The sequence below is a fragment of the Cypionkella sp. genome (assembly GCF_034376685.1).
In the GTDB taxonomy this organism is placed as follows: domain Bacteria; phylum Pseudomonadota; class Alphaproteobacteria; order Rhodobacterales; family Rhodobacteraceae; genus Cypionkella.
This window is the reverse complement of the sequence record NZ_JAXMJJ010000019.1, coordinates 1-20,195: the sequence shown is the minus strand read 5'-3', so window position 1 is coordinate 20,195 and position 20,195 is coordinate 1. Positions and strand designations below refer to the sequence as shown.

The window sequence follows — 20,195 nt, the reverse complement described above, 5'->3', positions numbered from 1 at the left end:
GCAAAATTGAAGATTATCTTAATTGCAATTCTAGGTTGTGCCGTAGATTAACATACATCAAATTTATATCGATTCGATGCGAATCAGTCTGTTCAGACCGACCCCATCTCCGATAAGTTTCCACCACAATCCCCAAACCTACAGCCTGCATCAAAATTCTCTACTTTCTAAAAGAAACTAATATGGAGTGACAAATTTATAATGTTGCGCTACGCTCAGATGGCGATCCTATCGTAGATTTCCGATACGGTCGAGCGCGCCACAATACTTAAGTATATCGATTATATCATTTTAGATGTGAGGCGAAGATGTCAGATGACATTCTTATTGGCCACTCCGAATTGCGCGAAACTTGGCGTGAATTTCGTGGGCTGGTTTGGACCGCTGGTTTTTTTAGTGTTTTCGTCAATATTTTGATGCTGACCAGTCCGCTATTTATGCTGCAAACCTATGACCGGGTGCTGGGTGCGCGGTCGGAATCGACGCTTGTGGCGCTGTTCATCATGGTGGCCTTCCTGTTTATCATCATGGGTGTGCTGGACTGGGCGCGCACCCGATTGACCACACGGATGGGCGCGCGGTTTCAGGCCCGCTTGGACCGTCGCGTCTTCAACGCGATGCTGAAGAAGGCCGTGACCGATCACCGCGTTGATGAGACGACCGGCAGTGGTCAGCAGTTGAAGGATCTAGAGGCAATCAACCGTTTCTACGCCTCGCCGGTGTTCCTTGCGTTGTTTGACGCGCCCTTCGCACCGTTTTTCTTGCTTGGGCTCGGGCTGTTTCACCCTTGGCTTGGCTTTCTCGCAGTTTCGGGTGGCGGGCTGTTGTTGGTGATCGCGGCGCTGAATCAATACAGCACCAAACTGCCTAACGTGAAATCTTCGGTCGCAAGCTTTGTGTCGGACCGCTATTCTCAGCAGCTTCAGAATGAGGCCGAGACGATCCGCAGCCTTGGGATGCAAACCCATGCTTTTGAGAAATGGCTACGCTCACGCCAACGCGCTTTGCAGCAAAACCTGCGCGGCACCGATTTGGGTGGCAGCTTTTCAACCCTGTCGCGCACCTTCCGGCAATTTCTGCAATCGTGCATGTTGGCGCTGGGAGCCTATCTGGTGTTGAAAGGCGAGGTCACGCCAGGCGTCATGGTGGCTTCGTCGATCCTGCTTGGCCGGGCGCTTTCCCCAATAGAAACCATCGTCAACCAATGGGGAACCGTACAACGATCCCGCCGTGCTTGGGACAATATCGCGCGCTTGTTCGCCGAGGTGCCGGAGGACCGCCCGATCATGGACCTGCCGCGCCCGCAGGCAAAACTGACCGTGCAGCAGATCACCGTCATCCCACCCGGCGGTGCGATGCCGACGTTGAAACAGATCAGCTTTACCATCATGCCGGGCGAGGCAGTCGGTGTGATTGGCGCCAGTGGTGCGGGCAAATCGACGCTTGCCCGTGCGCTGACTGGCATGTGGCCCGCAAGCAGTGGCAAGATCAGGCTGGATGGAGCGCCGCTGGATCAATATGGTGCCGAGAAGTTGGCCGAATACATCGGCTATCTGCCGCAAAGAGTAACACTGTTCGACGGCACAGTAGCCGAAAACATCGCCCGGCTGGCGCAGGAATTCGACTCTGCCCGCGTGGTCGAGGCCGCGCAGCGAGCGGCGGCGCATGAGATGATCCTGCGACTTCCGATGGGCTACAACACCCCAGTGCAGACCATCGGCACCCAGTTGTCTGGCGGTCAGATCCAGCGGATCGGGCTGGCACGGGCGCTTTACGGCGATCCGGTCATTCTGGTGTTGGACGAGCCGAACTCCAGCCTCGACAATGAAGGCTCGATTGCGCTGAATCAGGCGGTGATTGCGATGAAGGCCGAAGGCAAGGCGGTGCTGATCATGGCGCACCGCCCCGCTGCCATCAAGGAATGCGATCAGCTTCTGGTGCTGGAAGACGGTGCACGCAAGGCTTGGGGACCGCGCGAGCAGATCATGTCCAGCATGATGAGCAATGTCGAGAATATCCGCAGGGCGACAGCCACCGGTGGGGGGCTGTCATGACGAAGACATCCTCTAATCCCAGCCGCGATCTGGGCCGCGATATTGGAATCGGCCTGGGCTCGCCCCGGCTGGCTCTGGTGATAGGCTTTAGCGCGGTGCTTTTACTGGTCGGTGGCTTTGGCACTTGGGCTGTTGCCACCCGCATCGACGGCGCAGTGATCGCTCAGGGTCGGATCGTGTTGGATCGCAATCGACAGGCGGTGCAACATCCCGATGGCGGTGTGCTCGCTGAGGTGCTGGTGGCCGAGGGCGATACCGTTGCCGCAGATGAAGTATTGATGCGGCTTGACCCGACGCTGGCATTGTCTCAGTTGACGATCACCGAAAGCAGGCTGTTTGAGGTCATCGCGCGTCGGGGCCGCTTAGAGGCCGAGCGCGACGATGACGCAACAATCAGTTTCGATCCGCTGCTGACCGAGGCTGCCGCCGCTGATCCTGCGGTGAGCCGATTGATGATCGGTCAGCGTAAACTGTTTGAAGCGCGGCTTGACTCGCTACGCCAGAACAAGGTGCAGTTGGAAAATCAGGAACGTCAGTTGCACCAGCAGATCGCCGGGATTGACGCCCAGACCGCTGCTGCGGCGCGTCAGGCAGAACTGACAGCGCAGGAAAGCAAGGCGCAATCCTCGCTGTTGGAACGCGGGCTGGCGGTCAGCGCCCGCCTTCTTGGTCTGCAACGCGAAGAGGCCCGCTTGGCCGGACTGTCGGGCGAGCTGACCGCGAAGCGCGCGCAGGGCGCGGAACGCATTTCAGAAATCCGCATGCAGATCATCATGTTGCGCACCATGCGCCGCGAACAGGCAATTACCACGCTGCGCGACCTTGAAATCACCGAAATGGAGCTGACCGAGAACCGTGCCAGCCTGCGTACCCGACTGGACCGGATGGAAATTCGCGCGCCTGTAGCCGGAGTAGTCTACGATCTTAAGGTCTATGGCGCTCAATCAGTGATCCGCCCGGCTGAACCGCTGCTGTTTCTTGTGCCGCAGGATCGTCCGTTGGTGATCGAGGCGCAAATCGCCCCGATCAACGTCAACGAAGTGCATGCGCCGCTAGAGGTGGTGCTGCGGTTTCCCGCCTTCGACATGCGGGAGACCCCGGATCTGATCGGCACCGTGACGCGCGTTTCGCCTGACGCATTCACCAATCCACAGACAGGCAATTCATATTATCGGGCCGAGATTGAACTGCCGAAATCAGAGCTGGCAAAACTGCCCAAAGGCGAGGTTCTGGTACCAGGGATGCCCGTGGACAGCTTCATCCGCACCGGCGAGCACACGCCGTTGCGGTATCTGATCGAGCCGCTGACCCGCTACTTCCGCACCGCCTTGCGCGACGATACCTAACATCACCTAACATCGTGCCGCCAGAAGGATGCATGCTGCAGCTATGCCCACAGCCGAAGGCCGCGCAAAACGTTCATCTGGTCTAAAGCATTTTGTCATGCTTGGCAAAGGCGCTGGACACGGCCAAGGATCAGCGGGCGGCGGCATCATCCGACTGTGCATGCTGACCGGAGCGAGGTCGGGCGAGATATGGCAGGCAAGGCTCGAACAGTTCAACCTCGACCTCGGCAGCTGATCAAAACCGCCGGTTCTGGATCGGGATTCAGACCGAGGCCAAGCTGCCTGATGTCCGACTCCACGACCTGCGCCACACCTTGGCATCGCTCTTGGTGAGCGGCGGGGCCTCACTGGAAATGATCGGCAAACTGCCAGGCAACACGCAGATGCAGACGACCCAGCCCTATGCCCATCTGATGGACTCGCCGCTGCGCGACAGGGTCAATGCTGTCGCCAGCATCTTCCAGCCCCGGCTGCAGCTGGTGCATGATGCCGAACAGGAACAAAAGAGTGCTGATGGCGGCGGGACTCGCCCCTCACTCCCATTTGCGCAGCGCCCACCAGATCGGCGCGAGCTTCTTGCGCGTGGTGCTTTCCTCCGGAATCTCCCCCGTTGGCGAGTTCTGGGCAAACCAATCCTGCACCTCGGCGATCAGCTCGGCCTGCGTCGCGGGCACGCCCTGCTCGACCGCCTCATCCGCCGCTGCCACATCCTTGAAAACGGCAACGACAGCTTCCGCTTCAATGCAAGCTCAGCAGTAGCCAAAACGAAAAGGGAGATCACCCATGCCTTGACCCAAGCATAACCCTCAGAACATAACCGTCAGGCGGGTCAATTCTCGATGAAAAACCCGGCTCACTTCTGGGTGGAAATCAACATTCCGCCATATGGCCGCGCAGCGCAGTCACCAGTCGGGTGCGTTGTACCACCAGAAGTTCGCGCTTACGAAACAGCATTCCCGGGATTGTTGCTCGGCGGTCTTAACCGGCACAGTACGCATTGCCGGCCGCAGGGTCGCTTCGGCAATTGCCATCGCGACGGCCAAGTCGTTCTTCTGCCGCTTCATGAACCGCCCTCAAATGCCGGGACAAAACACCTGGAGCGGATGCCGGCTCGCCTCGACCAGGTTTCCTCCGCCTCCGCCATCAAAGAAAGCTGGTTTCCCTTGGGACTGTGGTTAATCGGCGACAGAAAAATGGCGGGGAAAGACCTGGCTGAGCAACGTGAGCGCTGTCTTGCGCATCGCGCCGGCGTGGATACCTTCGGGATTGAGATTGTCCCAGTACCAGGCACCCTGCACCAGATAGTTTAGGCCCTCGGCCAGGGTGTCGGTATCGACACTCGGGTATCCGCCCGTGCGCGCGATCTCGTCGATAATCGCCCGCGACTGCGCATTGTAGGCAATATCGTTCGGCAGACTGATAAGGCGGTCCAACTGCCTGGTATTCCGGTCACTGCTGAACGCCACCCAAACCGAGACCCAGTGCGGATACAGCCGGGCGAAGTATTGCCCACAATCAATCGCGGCCAGCAGACGCTCGGCGGGAGTGAGGCCAGGTTTGTGCACCATGCTCTGCCAAGTCTGCTCGTACTGATCGCTGAGATACTGCAGCACCGCACGGAACAGGTTTTCCTTAGACTGGAAATGGAACACCACCAATGCGTTGGACGAGCCGATCTCGGCGGCGATACGCTGCATGGTCACCTTGGCGATGCCTTCTTGGGCGATCAGCAGGATGGTTGCGTCGATGATCCGCTGCGCGCTGGCTTCGCCACGCAGACGACGCAGGTCCGGTGCGCCGGCGCAAGTCATTGGCGCCGACGCGGAGGGCGCACGACTCTTCGTCGGCTCATTTTCTGTTGGCTGGTTTACCGTCATGCTGCTTGCCCTCGGCCGCGGAAACGCCCTCGAATGTCGTTATTGATCATTGCCGGACTGAGGTCAACGGACCCTCCTCACATCCGCTGTGCCCGGTACAGCGGCAAATCACAGGGCCCAAGCAGCACCGTCGACCGTCCCGCCATCACAGCGACGGCCGGTTCCGAGCATCGTTGTACCATGCGCCCTGCGCCGTTTCATAGGCCAGTGCAGCGCGAAAGACATCGGCGTCACAATAGCTGCGGCCAACAATCTGGATACCGGTGGGAATCCCATTGTGCGCCCTGCCCGATGGCACCGACAGCACCGGACAGCGGCTGAGCATATTGAACGGCGTAGTCATCACCCAACCAAGTGAGGGATTGACCTGTTTGCCATTGATCTCGACAGTGCCGGTGGAATGATCGAAATCCGCCGCCACCGCTGGCAACGCATTGGTTGGGCAGATCAGCACGTCATATTTTTCCAACATCGGTCCAAACGTCGCATACATCTCATTGATAGTCCCCAGGCTGGCGACAAAATCCACCGCCTTGGATTTGCGGCCAAATTCCGCGAACTGCCGCGCGTAGGTCGTCATCTCATCGCCGTGTTCTTCAAGCAACCCGGACAGATAGGCCCCGAACAAATGCTCAAGGTAATTCATCCCCGAAACTAGAACGTCCGGTTTCCAGCCAAGATCCACCTCCACGACCGTCGCCCCAAGCGAGCGGAACACGTCAAGCGCCGCCAGCGTGTTCTTTTGCACCTCGGGATCCACCTCGAAGCAGCCAAGGTCCATCGAGAACGCGATTTTCCAGCCCTTGATCGGCTTGTAATCCAGCGGCAGTCGCAGTTTCGGGCGCAGGGTCGCAATATCGCGCGGGCTGGGTCCGCTCATGACATTCTGCAACAGGATCGCATCAGTAACCGTTCGCGCCAATGGCCCGGTATGGCAGAAGAAATCCAGATTGAACGGCGGATCGTCGGGATTGCGGCCGTAGGGCGGCTTGTAGCCCACGACGCCGCAGGCCGCAGCCGGTATGCGGATCGAGCCGCCGATGTCTGATCCGGTCGCGATGGAGGATGTGCCCGATGCCAGCGATGCTGCCGCCCCGCCCGACGAGCCGCCGGGGGTGAAGGCCGCGTTCCACGGGTTGCGGGTCACCCCCCAAAGCCGCGACCAAGTGACCCCTGCACAGGAAAACTCCGGCGTTGCGGTGCGGGCGTGCACAATCCCACCCGCCCGCATGACCCGCGCGTTCATCGTCGAGGTTTCGGTAGCAACGAAGTCCTTCAGGATCAGCGAGCCGGACGAGGTCGGCTTGCCCTTGATCTCGCTTTCGTCCTTGATGCCGATCGGCAGGCCCTCAAGCGCCCCGGTCCGCACGCCCTTGGCATATTTGGCCTCGGCCTTGCGCGCGCGCTCCATCGCCTCGTCGAAATGGGTGTAGGTCAACGCGTTCACCGATCCCTTGACGGCTTCGGCGCGGCGGATCGTGGCTTCCATCAGCTCGACAGGCGACAATTCCTTGGCCTTGAACCGGCGCAGGGCTTCATGGGCAGGCAGGTAGCACAGATCGAGATCACTCATTTGGCGGCTCCGGCAATTGAACTGTTTTTGAGATGTATAGATTTTGAGGTTCGGCAACTGTCATGCCGCCGAACATTTCCAGTCGGGATGTAGGGCGTGCGAGTTACTTTAGGATGTCGGTCCAGATTTTCGTGTACATCTCGTTCACCTCGGGCGGGCAGGCTTGGGTAAACTCGCCCCGTTCAAGGAACTCGACCGGTACGACGATCTCGGGGGCGGTCTTCATGTCTTCGGACATGAAGGCTTCCGATCCCATGATGCCGTTTCCATAGCGGGCATAGGCCGAGATCAGCGCGGCGTTTTCAGGATCCATGATGAAGTTCTGGAACAGCTTGGCATTCTCGACGTTCGGTGCCGATTTCAGGACCGCGACATTGTCCATCCAGATCGGATAGCCTTCCTTTGGGTAGCCATAGACAAACCTCGGATCCGCGAGACGCACCCGGAACACCGCGCCGCTCCAGTTCGTGCCCGCCGCATAGTCATCTGCCGTGTATTTCTCGATGCTGGTGTAATCCATCGCTACCCATTTCGGCTTGGCCTCGACCAGCTTGTCGCGGACCTTGCGCAGGATGTCCTTGTCATCGGTGCAGGCCGTGCCACCCATGTATTTGACGGTCAGATACATCACGTCCTGCATTTCGGGAATGACGTTGATCTTGCCCACCAGTTCTTCCGGTGGGTCCAGGAAGATCGCGGACGTATTAGGATCACCTGCATAGACAGCCTTGTTGACGATGACGCCCGTGGTTCCCCACTGCCACGGCACCGTGTAGTGACGACCGGGGTCGAATGGCACGTCGATCCAGCGCTGATCCATGTTCTTGAAGTTCTCCATCTGGTCGGGGCGGGTCTCCAGCAGCAGACCCTCGTCGATCCAGATCTGGACGAAGGTCGATGTCGGCACGACAATATCGAAATCATTGCCGCCCTGGCGTGCCTTGGCCAAGGCGGTGTCGTTGGAATCGAAGTCGGTGATGGTGACCTTGACGTCATAAGTCTGCTCGAACTTCACGATCAGATCGGGGTTGGTGTATTCGCCCCAGTTAAAGATGTTCAGCACGCCTTCGGCATTGGCGACCCCCAGCGAGGCCAGAAGGGCAAGGCTTGATGCGGCGGCAGTCTGGGAGGATCGCATGATTACTTCCTTTTGGGTTGCGGTGAGGGAGATCAGTCTTTCTTGCGGCTGATGACGAAGAACAGGGTCACGATTGCGATTGATAGCCCGAGGAAAACCGTCGAGATCGCGTTCATTTCGGGGGTAACGGTTCGGCGCAATTGGCCAAGCATGTAGGTCGGCAGCGTGTCCTGCCCGGCGGATTTGACGAATTCGGTAATGACCACGTCATCAAGCGAAACGACGAAGGCCAGCATGAAACCGGCAAGAATGGCCGGCCACAGCAGCGGAAAGGTCACGCGGCGGAACACCATCCACGGTCGGGCATAAAGATCGGCTGCAGCACGCTCCAGCGTCAGGTCCATTGTTTCCAGCCGCGCCCGAATTGGCAAATAGGCGAAGGGTATGCAGAAGGCGGTATGGGCGGCGATCAGATAGCCAAGGCCGGAATAGCCGGTCCACACCTTGATCTGCGAAAACACCACCAACAGCGCCACTGCGGTGACAATCTCGGGCACCATCAGCGGCTGGTTGATGAAGGCATATTTGAAGGTGAGGCCGGGATATGGTGCGGTGCGTGTGGTGGCAAGCGCCGCCATGGTTGCCGCTGCGGTGGCGATCACGGCGGCAATCGGCGCGATGGTCAGGGATCGCAGCGTCGCGTCGATGATCCGTTCATTCGCCGCCGCTGCCGCGAACCAGCGTAGCGAAAACCCCTCCCAGGTGCCGACCGTTGTTCCGGCGTTGAAGGCATAGACCACCAGCGTCGCAATCGGCAGATAGAGCAGGAAAAAGCAGAACAAGGCAGTCGACGTGAAGCCGCGCTGGTGCCTGACCGAAAACGGCTTAGCCATGCTGCACCTCCGATTTCGAGGCCGCGCGCACATAAACCAAGAGCGACAGCATCACGATGGCGGTCAGGCTGATCGACAATGCCGACCCGAGCGGCCAGTTGCGACCCTGACCAAACTGCAGCTCGATCAGATTGCCCAGCATCAGATTCTTGCCACCACCCAACAGGCGCGGCGTCACGTAGGCGCCAAGCGACGGGATGAACACCAGAATCGATCCGGCGATGACACCCGGCATCACCATGGGAACGATGATCCGCCACAGCACTTTTGATCCCTTGGCGTAGAGGTCGGATGCGGCCTCGGCCAAACGAAAATCAAACTTCTCAAGGCTGGCATAAAGCGGCAGCACCATCAGCGGCAGATAGACATAGGCCATGCCCAGCAGGATGGCGATTTCGGTGAACATGATCTGGATCGGCGCAGTGATCAGGCCGGACTTCATCAGCACAGTGTTCAGCACGCCTTCGTTGCGAAACACTTCCTGAATGGCAAAGGTGCGGATCAGCAGATTGGTCCAGAACGGAATGGTGATCAGAAGTAGCCACAGATCGCGGCGGCTCTTCTCGCGGGTGGCGATGAAATAGGCGGTCGGAAAGCCCAGGATCAACGTGACAATCGTGGTGATGATCGACAGCTTTACCGACCGCCAAAGAATGCTCATATGCGCATCGGCGAGTGTGACGGTGTCGTCAAACATGTCGCGCTCGAAAAGCACGCCGAACCAGCCCTCGCCGGAGAACTGCCAGTATTTTACATCACCGTAGTCGCCCTTCACCATGAAGGAATAAAGCACCACGACGACCAGTGGCCCGATGGCGGCAAGCAGGATGATCCCCAGCGCGGGGGCCGATAGCCACCAGCGGTTCCGCACATCCTTGCGTTGGGCGGCTTTGATGATTTCTTGCGCTCTGGACATCATCAATCCCTCAGAACCTGTGCCGCGACATCCTTGAACAGCACACCCACTTCTGTGCCGGGCATAAAGCCCAGGCCTTGCGAACGGCAGTTCTGGCGGCGCACGATGAAGGGCGAGCCATCCGCGAGCCTCACGTTGAAATGGGTGTCGGTGCCGAAGTAGACGATGTTTTCCAAGGTTCCGCTCAGAGTGGCGTGTTTCGCATCAGCGACGATCTCGGCATGTTCCGGTCGCACCATCACGGTTACCTTGCCGACCGGCCTGGCCCCTTCCGGCAATCCCGCGACGATTTCGGCACCTGCCGCCAGCGTGACTTTTGCCTGATCTGCCGTCGCTGCACTCACCTCACCCTGCAGAAAATTTGCCTCACCAATGAAGTCGGCAACAAAACGCTGGTCGGGCCGGTCATAGATATCGCGCGGCGTGCCCACCTGCAGGATGCTGCCGCGTGACATCACCGCGATGCGGTCTGACATGGTCAACGCCTCTTCCTGATCATGGGTGACAAAAATGAAGGTGATGCCGGTCTCAAGCTGCAGGCGCTTCAGCTCGATCTGCATTTCCTTGCGCAGCTTAAAGTCGAGCGCCGAGAGCGGCTCATCCAGCAGCAGGACTTTGGGCTGCGGGGCGAGGGCGCGGGCCAGCGCCACGCGCTGTTGCTGGCCGCCGGAGATCTGACTGGTCGTGCGATGCTTCAATTCTTCCATGCGGACCAGGCGCAGCATCTCGTCAACGCGCGCCGCGATCTCGCGCCGGGGCCTGCCCTGCATCTCAAGGCCAAAGCCAATGTTCTGGCAAACGGTCATGTGTGGGAACAAAGCATAGCTCTGGAACACCGTGTTGACCGGGCGCAGGAACGGCGGTAGCGGCGCGATGTCGTCGCCATAGAGCAAGATCTCGCCTTCGGTCGGGAATTCGAAGCCCGCGACCAGCCGCAGGAGCGTGGTCTTGCCGCAACCGGAGGGCCCGAGCAGCGTGAAGAACTCGTTTTCCCGGATCGCCACCGAAACATTGTCCAGAGCCTTGACCGCGAACTGACCAGCTCCGAAGGCCTTGGTGACGCCCCGTGCCTCAATGGCGAGATTGCTTGTTGCCAAGATAGGTTTTCCCTCCGCGTTTCGTTGAAGTGCTTGAACAAACAGTTGCGCCGACCCCCATCGCATGAGGATCGACTATAATTAGACTAAACGTTTAGTCAATATTATTTCTTGGGCTATGGGATGAGCAGCTTTCCCGCCTGCGCGGTAAAACAACGCCGCCCGCAACGGCGGCGAGATGGATAACAACCCCTCTCCCGGCAACAAGCGTAGCGGGCTGGCGACCATTCTGGAGAAATCACTGGGTGCCGTCTTCAAGGGTGGCACCGCGTCGATGGTGGGATTTTATGAATATGCCCAACCGATCACCACGCCCGGCTTCACCTATATGGACAGCCCCGGCTATGATCCGGCCTCGGTCACCGGGCAGATTTCCCGCGACGCGAACCTGATCGCCTTCACCACCGGGCGCGGATCGGTTTCAGGATTCAAGCCTGCTACGAGGCTGAAACTGGCGACCAACACCGAGATATACACTCATATGGCAGAGGATATGGACATCAACTGCGGCGATATCACCACCGGCGGCGTCAGCATTGCCGACAAGGGCCGCGAGATCTTTGAGGAGCTGGTGGCAGTAGTCTCGGGGAAGCAGACTAAATCCGAAGAGCTGGGTTTTGGCGGCGCGGAATTTGTGCCGTGGCAAATTGGCGCGGTGATGTAAACACCTGCACTTTCAAGCAAATGCACGGGTCGGCATTTGCTTGATGCTGGCCGGAATGCTGATGCTTCCGTTGAACGATGTCATGGGCAAGTGGCTGATGGGCAGCTGTTCGGTGGCGCAGCTGATGGCGGTGCGCAGCCTATCGGCGTTGGTGGTGCTGGTGCCGTTTCTGCTGCGCGATGGAGTAGCCCGCATCTGGCGAGTGGACCGCCCCGCCCTGCAAGCGCTGCGCGTCGGGCTGTTGGCCGCGGAAGGGCTTGGGTTCTATGCTGCCGCCGCCTACCAGCCGCTGCCCGATGTGGTTACCTATTGGCTGGCAGCGCCGATCTATGGGGCGGCGCTGGCCCCGCTAGTGTTGGGCGAGCGGGTCAGCGGTGCGGCTTGGGCAACGATCGGTTTGGGCTTTGTCGGAGGAATGATCGCCTTGGGCCCGTGGCGGGCCAGCCTGACGCCTGCATCCGGGATCGCCCTGCTCGGAAGTGCGACCCTCGTCGCTGCAATGCTGTTGGGGCGCTAGCTGTGCGGCGCGCCTGATACTGTGCTGGTGGCCTGGCAGATTGTCGGGGCGTTGATTGCCTCGGGCGCGATCTTTGCTTTGGTGCCGGGCGCTTGGGTTGCGACGCCGCCACGCGATGTGGCGGCGCTTTGCCTGCTCGGCGTGGTGGTAATGGTCGCGCATATTCTGGTCAATCGCGCCTTCAAACATGCCGAGGCAGCGGTGGTAATGCCCTATCAGTATTCGCTGCGGATCTGGGCCATCGTGTTAGGCGCGGTACTTTCGCGGATACCCCGCGCGCGACGATGCTGCAGGGAGCGGGGTTGATCATGGTAGCTGGGGTGCTTACTTGGCAACTTGGTAGGACTGAAACCTGTCAGGGTTGCTGTGCGCCGGTGGTGGTCACATAGATCGCGTAAAGCGACGTCGTGGCGGTTAGAAACAGCCGGTTGCGGCGCGGTCCGCCGAAGGTCAGGTTGGCGACGACCTCTGGCACCAGAATTTTACCCAATCGGCGGCCGTCAGGTGCAAAGCAATGCACGCCATCCGCCGCCGACGACCACAGATTGCCGGCAAGATCGATGCGGATGCCATCAGGGATGCCCACATCAATCACGGCGAACACCCGGTCACCGGTCAGCTTGCCGTTCTGCACATCAAAGGCGCGGATGTGGCGGGGTTTGCTGCCATCATGGCTGGCACCGGAGTCTGCGATATACATCCTTCGCTCATCTGGCGAAAACGCCAGCCCGTTGGGTTGGCAAAAATCATCGGCCACAAGACTGATCTCACCGCTGATGCCATCAACACGGTAGACGCCATGTACCGTCTGCTCGGGCGCTGCGCGATAGCCTTCATAGTCAGACAGAATACCGTAGGTCGGATCGGTGAACCAGATGCTGCCATCCGACCGCACCACCACGTCATTGGGTGAATTCAACCGCTTGCCTTGAAAACTGTCGGCCAGCACCGTGACGCTGCCACAGGCCTCAGTGCGGATGACCCGGCGCAGCCCATGTTCACAGGTGACAAGGCGGCCTTGCCGGTCACGCGTCTGGCCGTTCGAGAAATTTGATGGCTGCCGAAAGGTGGTCACGCTGCCGCCCCCCGCCGTATCCGCCGCCCAGCGCAGGATGCGTTGATTGGGAATATCGCTCCACAGCAGGCATTGCATATCATCAAACCATACCGGACCCTCGGCCCAACGGCACCCCGTGTACAGCACATCCAGTGCCGCAGACCCCACGATCAGCTGCAAAAAGGCCGGGTCGTCGATCTGATACAGCGGGGGAGTCATGGCAGTACCTTGTCCTAGCGTGCGCGAGCTTTGCGGCCACTGGCCAGCAGGATCACGGTGATGATAATAACTCCGGTCATGATCAGCCGCACTCCGGCCCCAAGGCCGTAGGTGTTCAGCATCGACACGACCAGAAACATGAACAGCGAGGCCCCCCAAATGCCCGGCACGTTGCTGTCGCCCCCAGCGACGGCGGTCCCGCCGATCACCACAACGGTAATCGACATCAGCAGGTACTCGGTGCCCATGTTCAGCGCCGCGCCGCCCGAGAAACAGGCGAGCAAGTAACCGCAGATGGCGGCGAGCACGGCGCAGAGCAGGTAGGTGACAAACCGGCTGCCATCAACCGCGATGCCCGCCATGCGAGCGGCGGGCAGGCTTTGGCCAATGGCGGCGATCCAGCGCCCATAGGGTGTGCGGTGCAGCAGAACCCATGCGACAACCGAAATCAGCAGCGCAATCAGGGCGATATTGGGCATACCGAAGCTGGTCGAGGTAGTGAAATCGGCCAGTACTTGCGGCGGCTTGATCCGCAGCCCCCGGTTGGTCCAGATCGCGGCGGATTGCACGATAAAGCTCATCGACAGGGTGGCGATGATTGGCGGGATGCGCAGCGCCTTGATCAGCGCGTAGTTCAGCACCCCAACTGCAGCACCGACCGCGATGGCGATGACCAAGCCCTGCAAGATGAGGCCGTTCTGGCCATCCATGTATTTCAGCGTCACGGTTCCGGCCAATGTCATGGTGGCTGGCACCGACAGGTCGATGTTGCCGGGTCCAAGGGTGATCACGAACATCTGGCCAATGCCAACCAGCACCGAGAACGCAGCAAAGGTCAAAGCAGCCTGCGACAGGCCCACCGTGGAGGCTCCGCGTGTGACAGCAATGGTTGCCAGCCATACCGACAGCGCGGCGACGAAAGACCATATCCACGGCTTTGCAAGCAGCGTTTTCATATCACACCGCCTTTGCTTTCCAGCCGGTTCAGCAACAGCCGCAGGGCCAGCACGAAGATCAGGATCGCGCCTTGCGCGCCGATCTGCCAATCCGGCGAGATGCGCAAGAAGGACAGGAATGACCCTGCCAGTGTCAGCGTCAGCGCACCGATCACTGCCCCAATGGGCGAGACGCGGCCACCGGTGAATTCGCCCCCGCCAAGGATAACCCCGGCAATCGACAACAGCGTATAGCGCAAGGCGATGTTCGCGTCGGCACTGGTGGTCAGCCCGACAAGGCAAATGCCCGCAGCGACGGCAAAAGTGGCGGCAAGCGCATAGGCCCCAGCCCGCGCCACAACAATCGACCATCCCGCGCGCCGCACCGAACGCTGGTTGCCGCCGACACCTCGGATCAGCACCCCTACAGAGGATCGCATGATCAACAGATGTGCAAACACCGCAAGCAACGCACTGGCGACAATCGCCATGGGCACCAGCGGCGGTTTTGAGGTCATAACGGCGCGTGCCCATTCAGGCGCTGTGCCACCAGGCGCGGGCAGGATTAGCACGGCAAGACCAGCCCAAACAAAGCTCATCCCCAGCGTCACCACGATAGAAGGCAAATCACGCAGATAGATGATGACCCCCATCGCCGCATAGACCGCGATGACAGCCAACAAGATCGCGGCCCCCAGCAACGGCGTGTCATGCAGATATGTCGCGGCGACGCAGGCGACAAAGCTGACAAAAGTCCCCATCGAAAGGTCCAGATCATTCACCGCCATGATCAGCATCTGTGCGATTGTGGCCAGCGCAATCGGCACCGCAAGGTTGAACAACAGGTTCAGCCCGGTGTAGCTCATCGCGCGAGGTTGCAGATAGAACACGCCCGCCAGCAACAGCAAAAGCGACGCCACCGGGACGGCAAGTCGCAGGGTGTCGGTCGAAATCCTCATGCCGCCGCACCTTCGAACGAGGCGCGCAGAATATTTTGCTCGCTGATCGCTTCGCCCACAAGTTCCGCGACGATGGTCCCGTTGCGAAAGACATAGACGCGGTCACAAAGCTGCATTTCTTCCATCTCGGTCGAATACCATACAAAAGTGCGGCCTTCTTCGGCCTCGGCGCGGATCATGCCATAAACCTCGTGCTTGGTGCCCACATCAACGCCGCGCATCGGATCATCCATCAGTACGACAGGGGCACGCGTCGACAGGGCGCGGGCGAACAGTACCTTTTGCTGATTGCCCCCCGACAGTGACAGAATCGGGTTGTTCATGTCAGGCGTGCGGATTTCAATTCGTTCTTTCCATTCTGCGCCGCGCGTGGCCTCGGCGGCATCTTGCAGCAGACCCCGACGTGACAGGTCACCCAGCGATGCCACCGTCATATTCTTCAAAATGCTCCACAAGTCGAAAATGCCGTTCTCGCGCCGGTCTCCGGCGACGAAGGTGACGGCAGCGTCGCGGCGTGGCCACCATTGCGGGCTGTAGTGATCAAACAGTGCCAGCAACATCCGAGTCTGGCCGTGGCCACCGAGACCTGCCATGCCTACGACCTCGCCCTTGAAGGCGCGGAACGGCTGACCTTTTGGCGGACTCAGTTCCAGTACCATATCAGTGGCCGCTGTGCTGCGGCGGGCGACCGCCTCATGCGAGGCAACACTGCCCATCGCCTCAACCAAACCGGCGTGATCGAAGCCACCCGCACCACGTTCGGCAACGATCTTGCCGTCTTTCATGACCACAATGCGACTGGCGGTTTCGAGAATTTCGTTCAGCATGTGTGAAATCAAGATCACCGCGCCGCCAGTTGCCACAAAGCGGCGGACATGCGCCAAAAGCTGCGCAGCAAGCCCCGCATCCAACGATGAGGTCGGCTCGTCCAAGATCACAAGTCGCGGCCGCTGGCCCGCATCGGAAAACGCCATGGCTATTTCCACCATCTGGCGCTGAGCAATCGACAGCGCTCCGACGTGGCCGCCGACGTCGATGCCATGGTTGGGAAACACCGCATCGAGGCTGGCGTTAATGATCGCCCGGGCACGGGCACGCCAGCCGAAACCGCCCAAGTTGCGGTGCATGATGCGGGTGTTTTCGGTAATGGAAAGGTTCGGGCAAAGTGACAGTTCCTGAAACACGCAGCGCACGCCGCAACTGCGCGCCACGCCAATGCCATAGGGGACCAACCGGGAGCCGTCGCTGAAAATCTCGCCCTGCTGCGGGGTAAGGTCGCCATTGATCACCGCGACGATGGTGGATTTTCCGGCTCCGTTATGCCCGACAAGCCCGATACACTCCCCCGGCAGGATCGCCAGTGACACACCGTCCAGTGCGCGCACTTCGCCAAAACGCACTGCGGCATTGGCGACTTCCAATACGGCGGGGGACAGTGACAAGGGCATGGCAGTATTCCGGTTAGGGCAGGATGCGGGCGACCTGCCCCAAGGGAGAACAAGGGGCAGGTCTGGTTGCCAGCGCCACAGCGGCGCTGACCGGATAGGCATTACTTGGTGGCTTCGATTACTGCGATCGCGTCGGCTTGGCTGTATTCGACGTTTGCAACGCCTCCGGCTTGGGTATTCGCCAGATTGGCTTCAAGGTTATCCTGATCGATGCGCAGGAACGGCACGGTCAGGTCTTTCGGCACGTCCTTGCCATCCAGAATTTGCTGAGCCACCCAGAAAGCCAGCGTCGAGACACCGGGGGCAATAGACACCGACATGGTGGTATAGCCGTTGGCATCCTTCTGCTCTTTCCACCATTTCAACTCGTCCTCGCGGTTGCCCATGACGATGGTCGGCATTTTACGGTCGGTGGCGGCAATCGCCTGCGCCGCGCCATAGCCGTCACCGCCCTGCGTTACGACTGCGACAATTTCGGGCAACGACGGCAAGATACCGGCAACGGCTTTTTGCGCCACGTCTTGCGCCCAGTCGCCATGCACCGAACCTACTATTTTGAACTGCGGGAATTGCGCGACGCCCTCGGCAATACCAGCCGAGATCTCGTCATCTACGAACACCCCGGCAAGGCCGCGAATTTCCAGCAGGTTGCCACCGGCTGGTATGACACCTGCCAGATACTCAACCTGGCTGCGGCCCATTTCTTTGAAGTTCACCGCGATGCGCCAGGCGCAGGGTTCAGTCACAATGCCGTCAAACGACACGACGGTAATGCCCGCATCACAAGCCTCCTTCACCGCCCCATTCAACGCGGTGGGCGAAGCTGCGTTGATGACGATGGCGTCATAACCTTGCAGAATCATGTTCTGGATTTGGGCGGCCTGCTCGGTGGCCTGATTTTCAGCGGTGGTAAAGGTGTCGGCGGCAGCGACGGTGCCATCGGCCACGGCCGGGCCAGTGATCTTTTCCCAGCTGGTCAGCATGGCCTGTCGCCACGAGTTGCCAGCATAGTTGTTTGAAAGGGCAATTTTTTTCGTTGAGGTCTCTGCCAAGGCAGGTACAGCAACGGCAAGGATCGTGGCCGAGGCCAGCAACATCGTTCTGGTATTCATGTCTCTCTCCCTAAGTGTGCTGCACGCATGGCAGCCTTGTTGGCGCCCACGCGGGCAACCGAATTCCGCTTGTATTCCTGCTGAGGTTCCTCCACTCAACAAGGTCAGGATGGGTGAGAAGCCCAACTCTGTATAGGGTTTTTCAGGCAGCACGTTTGCGGGTTTTCACCAAAAGCCTGCGGGTTCCCGCAAGCGCTTTGCGCGGGATGCTGTAGGTCTGACGCGGCTTCTCTGCCATGCTGGCCGTGCGGCGGTAGCCGCCTTGGCGGAGGGTCGGAAGATGGTCGAAACGTCTCCAGGAGCTTTGTTAAACCATCTGTTTAGCATATCGCGCCTATTGGCAGGGCAACTCGACTTTCAATCTGCCATAAAGGCGATTGCGGCTGAAATCGGGCAGATTTTGCCGCATGATCATCTGGACGTCTGCATCCTGCGCCCTGATGGGCAGTTTCACACCGCCTATGAAAGCGGGATCGAAACAGATTGGGGCAAGCAACCGCAGGCACCTATTGCCAACAGCCCAATCCGGGCGCTGCTGCAAGGTGCGGTCGATCATATCCTGACAGAAGATGCCTGCACCGACCCGCGCTTTCAATTCGCAGGCGGGTTTTACAAACCGATCCACGACCATGGCCTGCGCGCACGCATCCATGTGCCGATGATGGTGCATGGCGAGGTGATTGGGGCGTTCAGCGCCTCGTTGCAGCGCGCCGGGGCCTATGGAGCGGAGGATGTGCGCAATGCCCGTTATATTGCCGACCTGCTGTCGCCCTACTTCTTTGCTCTGCGCGCAGCCGAACAGGCCCAACGATCCGCGATCATCGAAGCCGAGGCGCGGGCGCGCGAGGAAGGCTTGCGGCTCGGGGCGCTGAAGCTGACGGAGGCGTTGGAATGCGAGCGCCAACGTATCGGCATGGATCTGCACGATCAGACCCTTGCCGATCTGACCCGGCTGACCCGACATCTGGAGCGGCTACCGCATGAAGGCCCCGCGCCTGCCGAAGCGCTGGAGCCGATCACCCGGGGTCTGCACCTTTGTATGCAAGATTTGCGGCAAATCATCGAACAGGCCAAGCCGTCGCTTCTCCAACTGTTCGGCTTTTCACATGCAATCGAACATCATCTGGACCGGGCCATCCGCGACTCGGGGCAAGGCATAAACTGGACCCTGCATGACGACTCAGCCGGAGCGTTTGACGCACTGGAGCCGACGGTTAGCATCGCTCTCTACCGCATCGCCCAAGAGGCGATCAACAACGCCGTCAGCCATGCCGAAGCCGGACGGATTTCGGTGCAGTTGGCGGCGATGCTGGGGCAAATTTCACTTGCGGTAAGCGACGATGGCAAAGGGATTGCCAAAAAGCGAACCCGGTTAGGCAGCGGCATTGATAACATGAAGACTCGCGCGCGACTTATCTCGGCGCGCTGTACTCTGGCGACGGGGATCGGCGGCAGCGGCACCAGCGTCGGCATTGTGCTGCCGCTGTCGCCAAGCCTGCGGGCGGTCGCAGAATGAAGGGGGCAAAAATGGAAGTGCTGATCGTCGAGGACGACCCGCTGCATCGGTCTTTCCTGCAGGAACAGGTCAGTGCAGCATTGCCAGAATGCTGCACCATCTATGAAGCCGAAAATGGCCAGCAAGGCGAGACAATGGCACGAGCGCATGGCACGGCGCATATCGTCATGGATTTGCAGATGAACGCCCGCAACGGCATCGAGGCCGCGCGCACGATCTGGCGAGAGCGGCCCGACACGCGCATCCTGTTCTGGTCGAACTACGCCGACGAGGCCTACGTTCGTGGCGTCAGCCGGATCGTGCCAAATGGCGCGGCCTATGGCTATGTGCTGAAATCCACCTCGGAAGAGCGTTTGAAACTGGCGCTGCGCAGCATATTCATAGAGAATCAATGCGTTATCGACAATGAGGTGCGTGGCATGCAGCAACGCAGCTTCGCGCAGACCTCGGGGTTCAGCGATTCGGAATACGAAATCCTGATGGACATCGCACTTGGCATGACCGACCGCGTGATTTCCGAACGGCGCCACTTGTCGCTGAGGTCTGTGCAGAACCGATTGCAACAGATTTACGGCAAACTTGACGTCCATCAATCAGTCGGCAGCCAGCGCGAGGACAGTCCGTTCAACCTTCGGGCAAGGGCAGTGACTGTGGCAATGCTGCGCAAACTGCTGAACTACGGCGCATTGGAAAAGGCGGAAGCAGAGTTGCAGCACTGGATGCGCGGGCGCTTGTAATGTAATCGATCCGGCGAGACACCTTGCCGATTGGTTATCGCTTTTCCCTAAGCGCTGGCTCTGTTGCGCAATCCTGTGATGGATTCATCTTGTGAAACCAGCGTGATAGCTGGAGGTCATGAGCAGACCGAACACACCGACTTACAAGACGCTGAACTGGCCCGCGTATAACAAGGCGCTCAAGCGTCGCGGGTCGC

The 20,195-nt window shown here is 59.6% G+C and carries 18 protein-coding genes and 3 pseudogenes; 9 read left to right on the top strand and 12 right to left on the bottom strand.

Annotated elements, in window-relative coordinates; translation table 11 throughout:
- Positions 1 to 308 precede the first annotated feature (308 nt).
- From U1A24_RS04440 to U1A24_RS04425, 4 genes and pseudogenes are all read left to right on the top strand, one after another.
- Entirely contained in the window at positions 309 to 2,054 is a 1,746-nt protein-coding gene (locus U1A24_RS04440) for a type I secretion system permease/ATPase (protein WP_322320768.1), read from the top strand.
- On the top strand, positions 2,051 to 3,400 hold the full coding sequence (locus tag U1A24_RS04435) for an HlyD family type I secretion periplasmic adaptor subunit (protein ID WP_322320767.1): 1,350 nt from the start codon (positions 2,051 to 2,053) through the stop codon (positions 3,398 to 3,400). Before U1A24_RS04440 ends, U1A24_RS04435 begins: the two co-directional genes overlap by 4 nt.
- A gap of 101 nt (positions 3,401 to 3,501) precedes the next feature.
- A pseudogene (locus U1A24_RS04430) lies at positions 3,502 to 3,903 on the top strand (tyrosine-type recombinase/integrase); the annotation flags it as partial.
- 171 nt (positions 3,904 to 4,074) lie between these two features.
- Positions 4,075 to 4,203 (top strand): annotated as a pseudogene (locus tag U1A24_RS04425) (ATP-binding protein); the annotation flags it as partial.
- Between the two features lie 99 nt (positions 4,204 to 4,302).
- Here U1A24_RS04425 and U1A24_RS04420 read toward each other — a convergent pair.
- From U1A24_RS04420 to U1A24_RS04390, 7 genes are all read right to left on the bottom strand, one after another.
- Positions 4,303 to 4,464: a hypothetical protein gene (locus tag U1A24_RS04420; RefSeq protein WP_416173456.1), complete on the bottom strand. Its 162-nt coding sequence runs from the start codon at positions 4,462 to 4,464 to the stop codon at positions 4,303 to 4,305.
- A 111-nt stretch (positions 4,465 to 4,575) separates the two neighbouring features.
- Positions 4,576 to 5,277 (bottom strand): TetR/AcrR family transcriptional regulator, encoded by a 702-nt coding sequence (locus U1A24_RS04415; RefSeq protein WP_322320766.1) that lies wholly within the window; start codon positions 5,275 to 5,277, stop codon positions 4,576 to 4,578.
- A 145-nt stretch (positions 5,278 to 5,422) separates the two neighbouring features.
- Positions 5,423 to 6,850 carry an amidase gene (locus U1A24_RS04410; RefSeq protein WP_322320765.1) on the bottom strand — a complete coding sequence of 476 codons (1,428 nt, stop codon included), beginning with the start codon at positions 6,848 to 6,850 and terminating at the stop codon, positions 5,423 to 5,425.
- Positions 6,851 to 6,953: 103 nt separating this feature from the next.
- Positions 6,954 to 7,988, bottom strand: coding sequence for an extracellular solute-binding protein (locus U1A24_RS04405; RefSeq protein WP_322320764.1), 1,035 nt, complete (start codon positions 7,986 to 7,988; stop codon positions 6,954 to 6,956).
- A gap of 32 nt (positions 7,989 to 8,020) precedes the next feature.
- Positions 8,021 to 8,821, bottom strand: coding sequence for an ABC transporter permease (locus tag U1A24_RS04400; RefSeq protein ID WP_322320763.1), 801 nt, complete (start codon positions 8,819 to 8,821; stop codon positions 8,021 to 8,023).
- Entirely contained in the window at positions 8,814 to 9,737 is a 924-nt protein-coding gene (locus tag U1A24_RS04395) for an ABC transporter permease (protein WP_322320762.1), read from the bottom strand. The genes U1A24_RS04400 and U1A24_RS04395 overlap by 8 nt, the downstream gene beginning before the upstream one ends.
- A 2-nt stretch (positions 9,738 to 9,739) precedes the next feature.
- Positions 9,740 to 10,834 carry an ABC transporter ATP-binding protein gene (locus tag U1A24_RS04390; protein ID WP_322320761.1) on the bottom strand — a complete coding sequence of 365 codons (1,095 nt, stop codon included), beginning with the start codon at positions 10,832 to 10,834 and terminating at the stop codon, positions 9,740 to 9,742.
- Positions 10,835 to 11,003: 169 nt separating this feature from the next.
- Here U1A24_RS04390 and U1A24_RS04385 point away from each other — a divergent pair.
- From U1A24_RS04385 to U1A24_RS04375, 3 genes and pseudogenes are all read left to right on the top strand, one after another.
- Positions 11,004 to 11,498: pseudogene (locus U1A24_RS04385) on the top strand (altronate dehydratase); the annotation flags it as partial.
- Positions 11,499 to 11,538: 40 nt separating this feature from the next.
- Entirely contained in the window at positions 11,539 to 12,015 is a 477-nt protein-coding gene (locus U1A24_RS04380; RefSeq protein ID WP_322320760.1) for an EamA family transporter, read from the top strand.
- A 27-nt stretch (positions 12,016 to 12,042) separates the two neighbouring features.
- A complete protein-coding gene (locus U1A24_RS04375; protein ID WP_322320759.1) occupies positions 12,043 to 12,321 on the top strand; it encodes a hypothetical protein in 279 nt (92 codons plus the stop codon).
- A gap of 49 nt (positions 12,322 to 12,370) precedes the next feature.
- Here the strand turns inward: U1A24_RS04375 and U1A24_RS04370 are convergent, their stop codons facing one another.
- The 5 genes from U1A24_RS04370 to U1A24_RS04350 all read right to left on the bottom strand — a co-directional run bounded on the left by U1A24_RS04370 (position 12,371) and on the right by U1A24_RS04350 (position 17,745).
- Positions 12,371 to 13,291, bottom strand: a complete 921-nt coding sequence (locus U1A24_RS04370; protein ID WP_322320758.1) for an SMP-30/gluconolactonase/LRE family protein — start codon at positions 13,289 to 13,291, stop codon at positions 12,371 to 12,373.
- Between the two features lie 14 nt (positions 13,292 to 13,305).
- Entirely contained in the window at positions 13,306 to 14,247 is a 942-nt protein-coding gene (locus U1A24_RS04365; RefSeq protein WP_322320757.1) for an ABC transporter permease, read from the bottom strand.
- Positions 14,244 to 15,185 (bottom strand): ABC transporter permease, encoded by a 942-nt coding sequence (locus U1A24_RS04360; protein ID WP_322320756.1) that lies wholly within the window; start codon positions 15,183 to 15,185, stop codon positions 14,244 to 14,246. Before U1A24_RS04360 ends, U1A24_RS04365 begins: the two co-directional genes overlap by 4 nt.
- Positions 15,182 to 16,633, bottom strand: a complete 1,452-nt coding sequence (locus tag U1A24_RS04355) for a sugar ABC transporter ATP-binding protein (protein ID WP_322320755.1) — start codon at positions 16,631 to 16,633, stop codon at positions 15,182 to 15,184. Before U1A24_RS04355 ends, U1A24_RS04360 begins: the two co-directional genes overlap by 4 nt.
- Positions 16,634 to 16,734: 101 nt before the next feature.
- Positions 16,735 to 17,745, bottom strand: coding sequence for an ABC transporter substrate-binding protein (locus tag U1A24_RS04350; RefSeq protein ID WP_322320754.1), 1,011 nt, complete (start codon positions 17,743 to 17,745; stop codon positions 16,735 to 16,737).
- A 337-nt stretch (positions 17,746 to 18,082) separates the two neighbouring features.
- Here U1A24_RS04350 and U1A24_RS04345 point away from each other — a divergent pair, with 337 nt between their 5' ends.
- Together U1A24_RS04345 and U1A24_RS04340 are read left to right on the top strand one after the other, a co-directional pair.
- Positions 18,083 to 19,261 (top strand): GAF domain-containing sensor histidine kinase, encoded by a 1,179-nt coding sequence (locus U1A24_RS04345; RefSeq protein WP_322320753.1) that lies wholly within the window; start codon positions 18,083 to 18,085, stop codon positions 19,259 to 19,261.
- A gap of 11 nt (positions 19,262 to 19,272) precedes the next feature.
- Entirely contained in the window at positions 19,273 to 19,998 is a 726-nt protein-coding gene (locus U1A24_RS04340) for a response regulator transcription factor (protein ID WP_322320752.1), read from the top strand.
- The last annotated feature ends 197 nt before the right edge of the window (positions 19,999 to 20,195 follow it).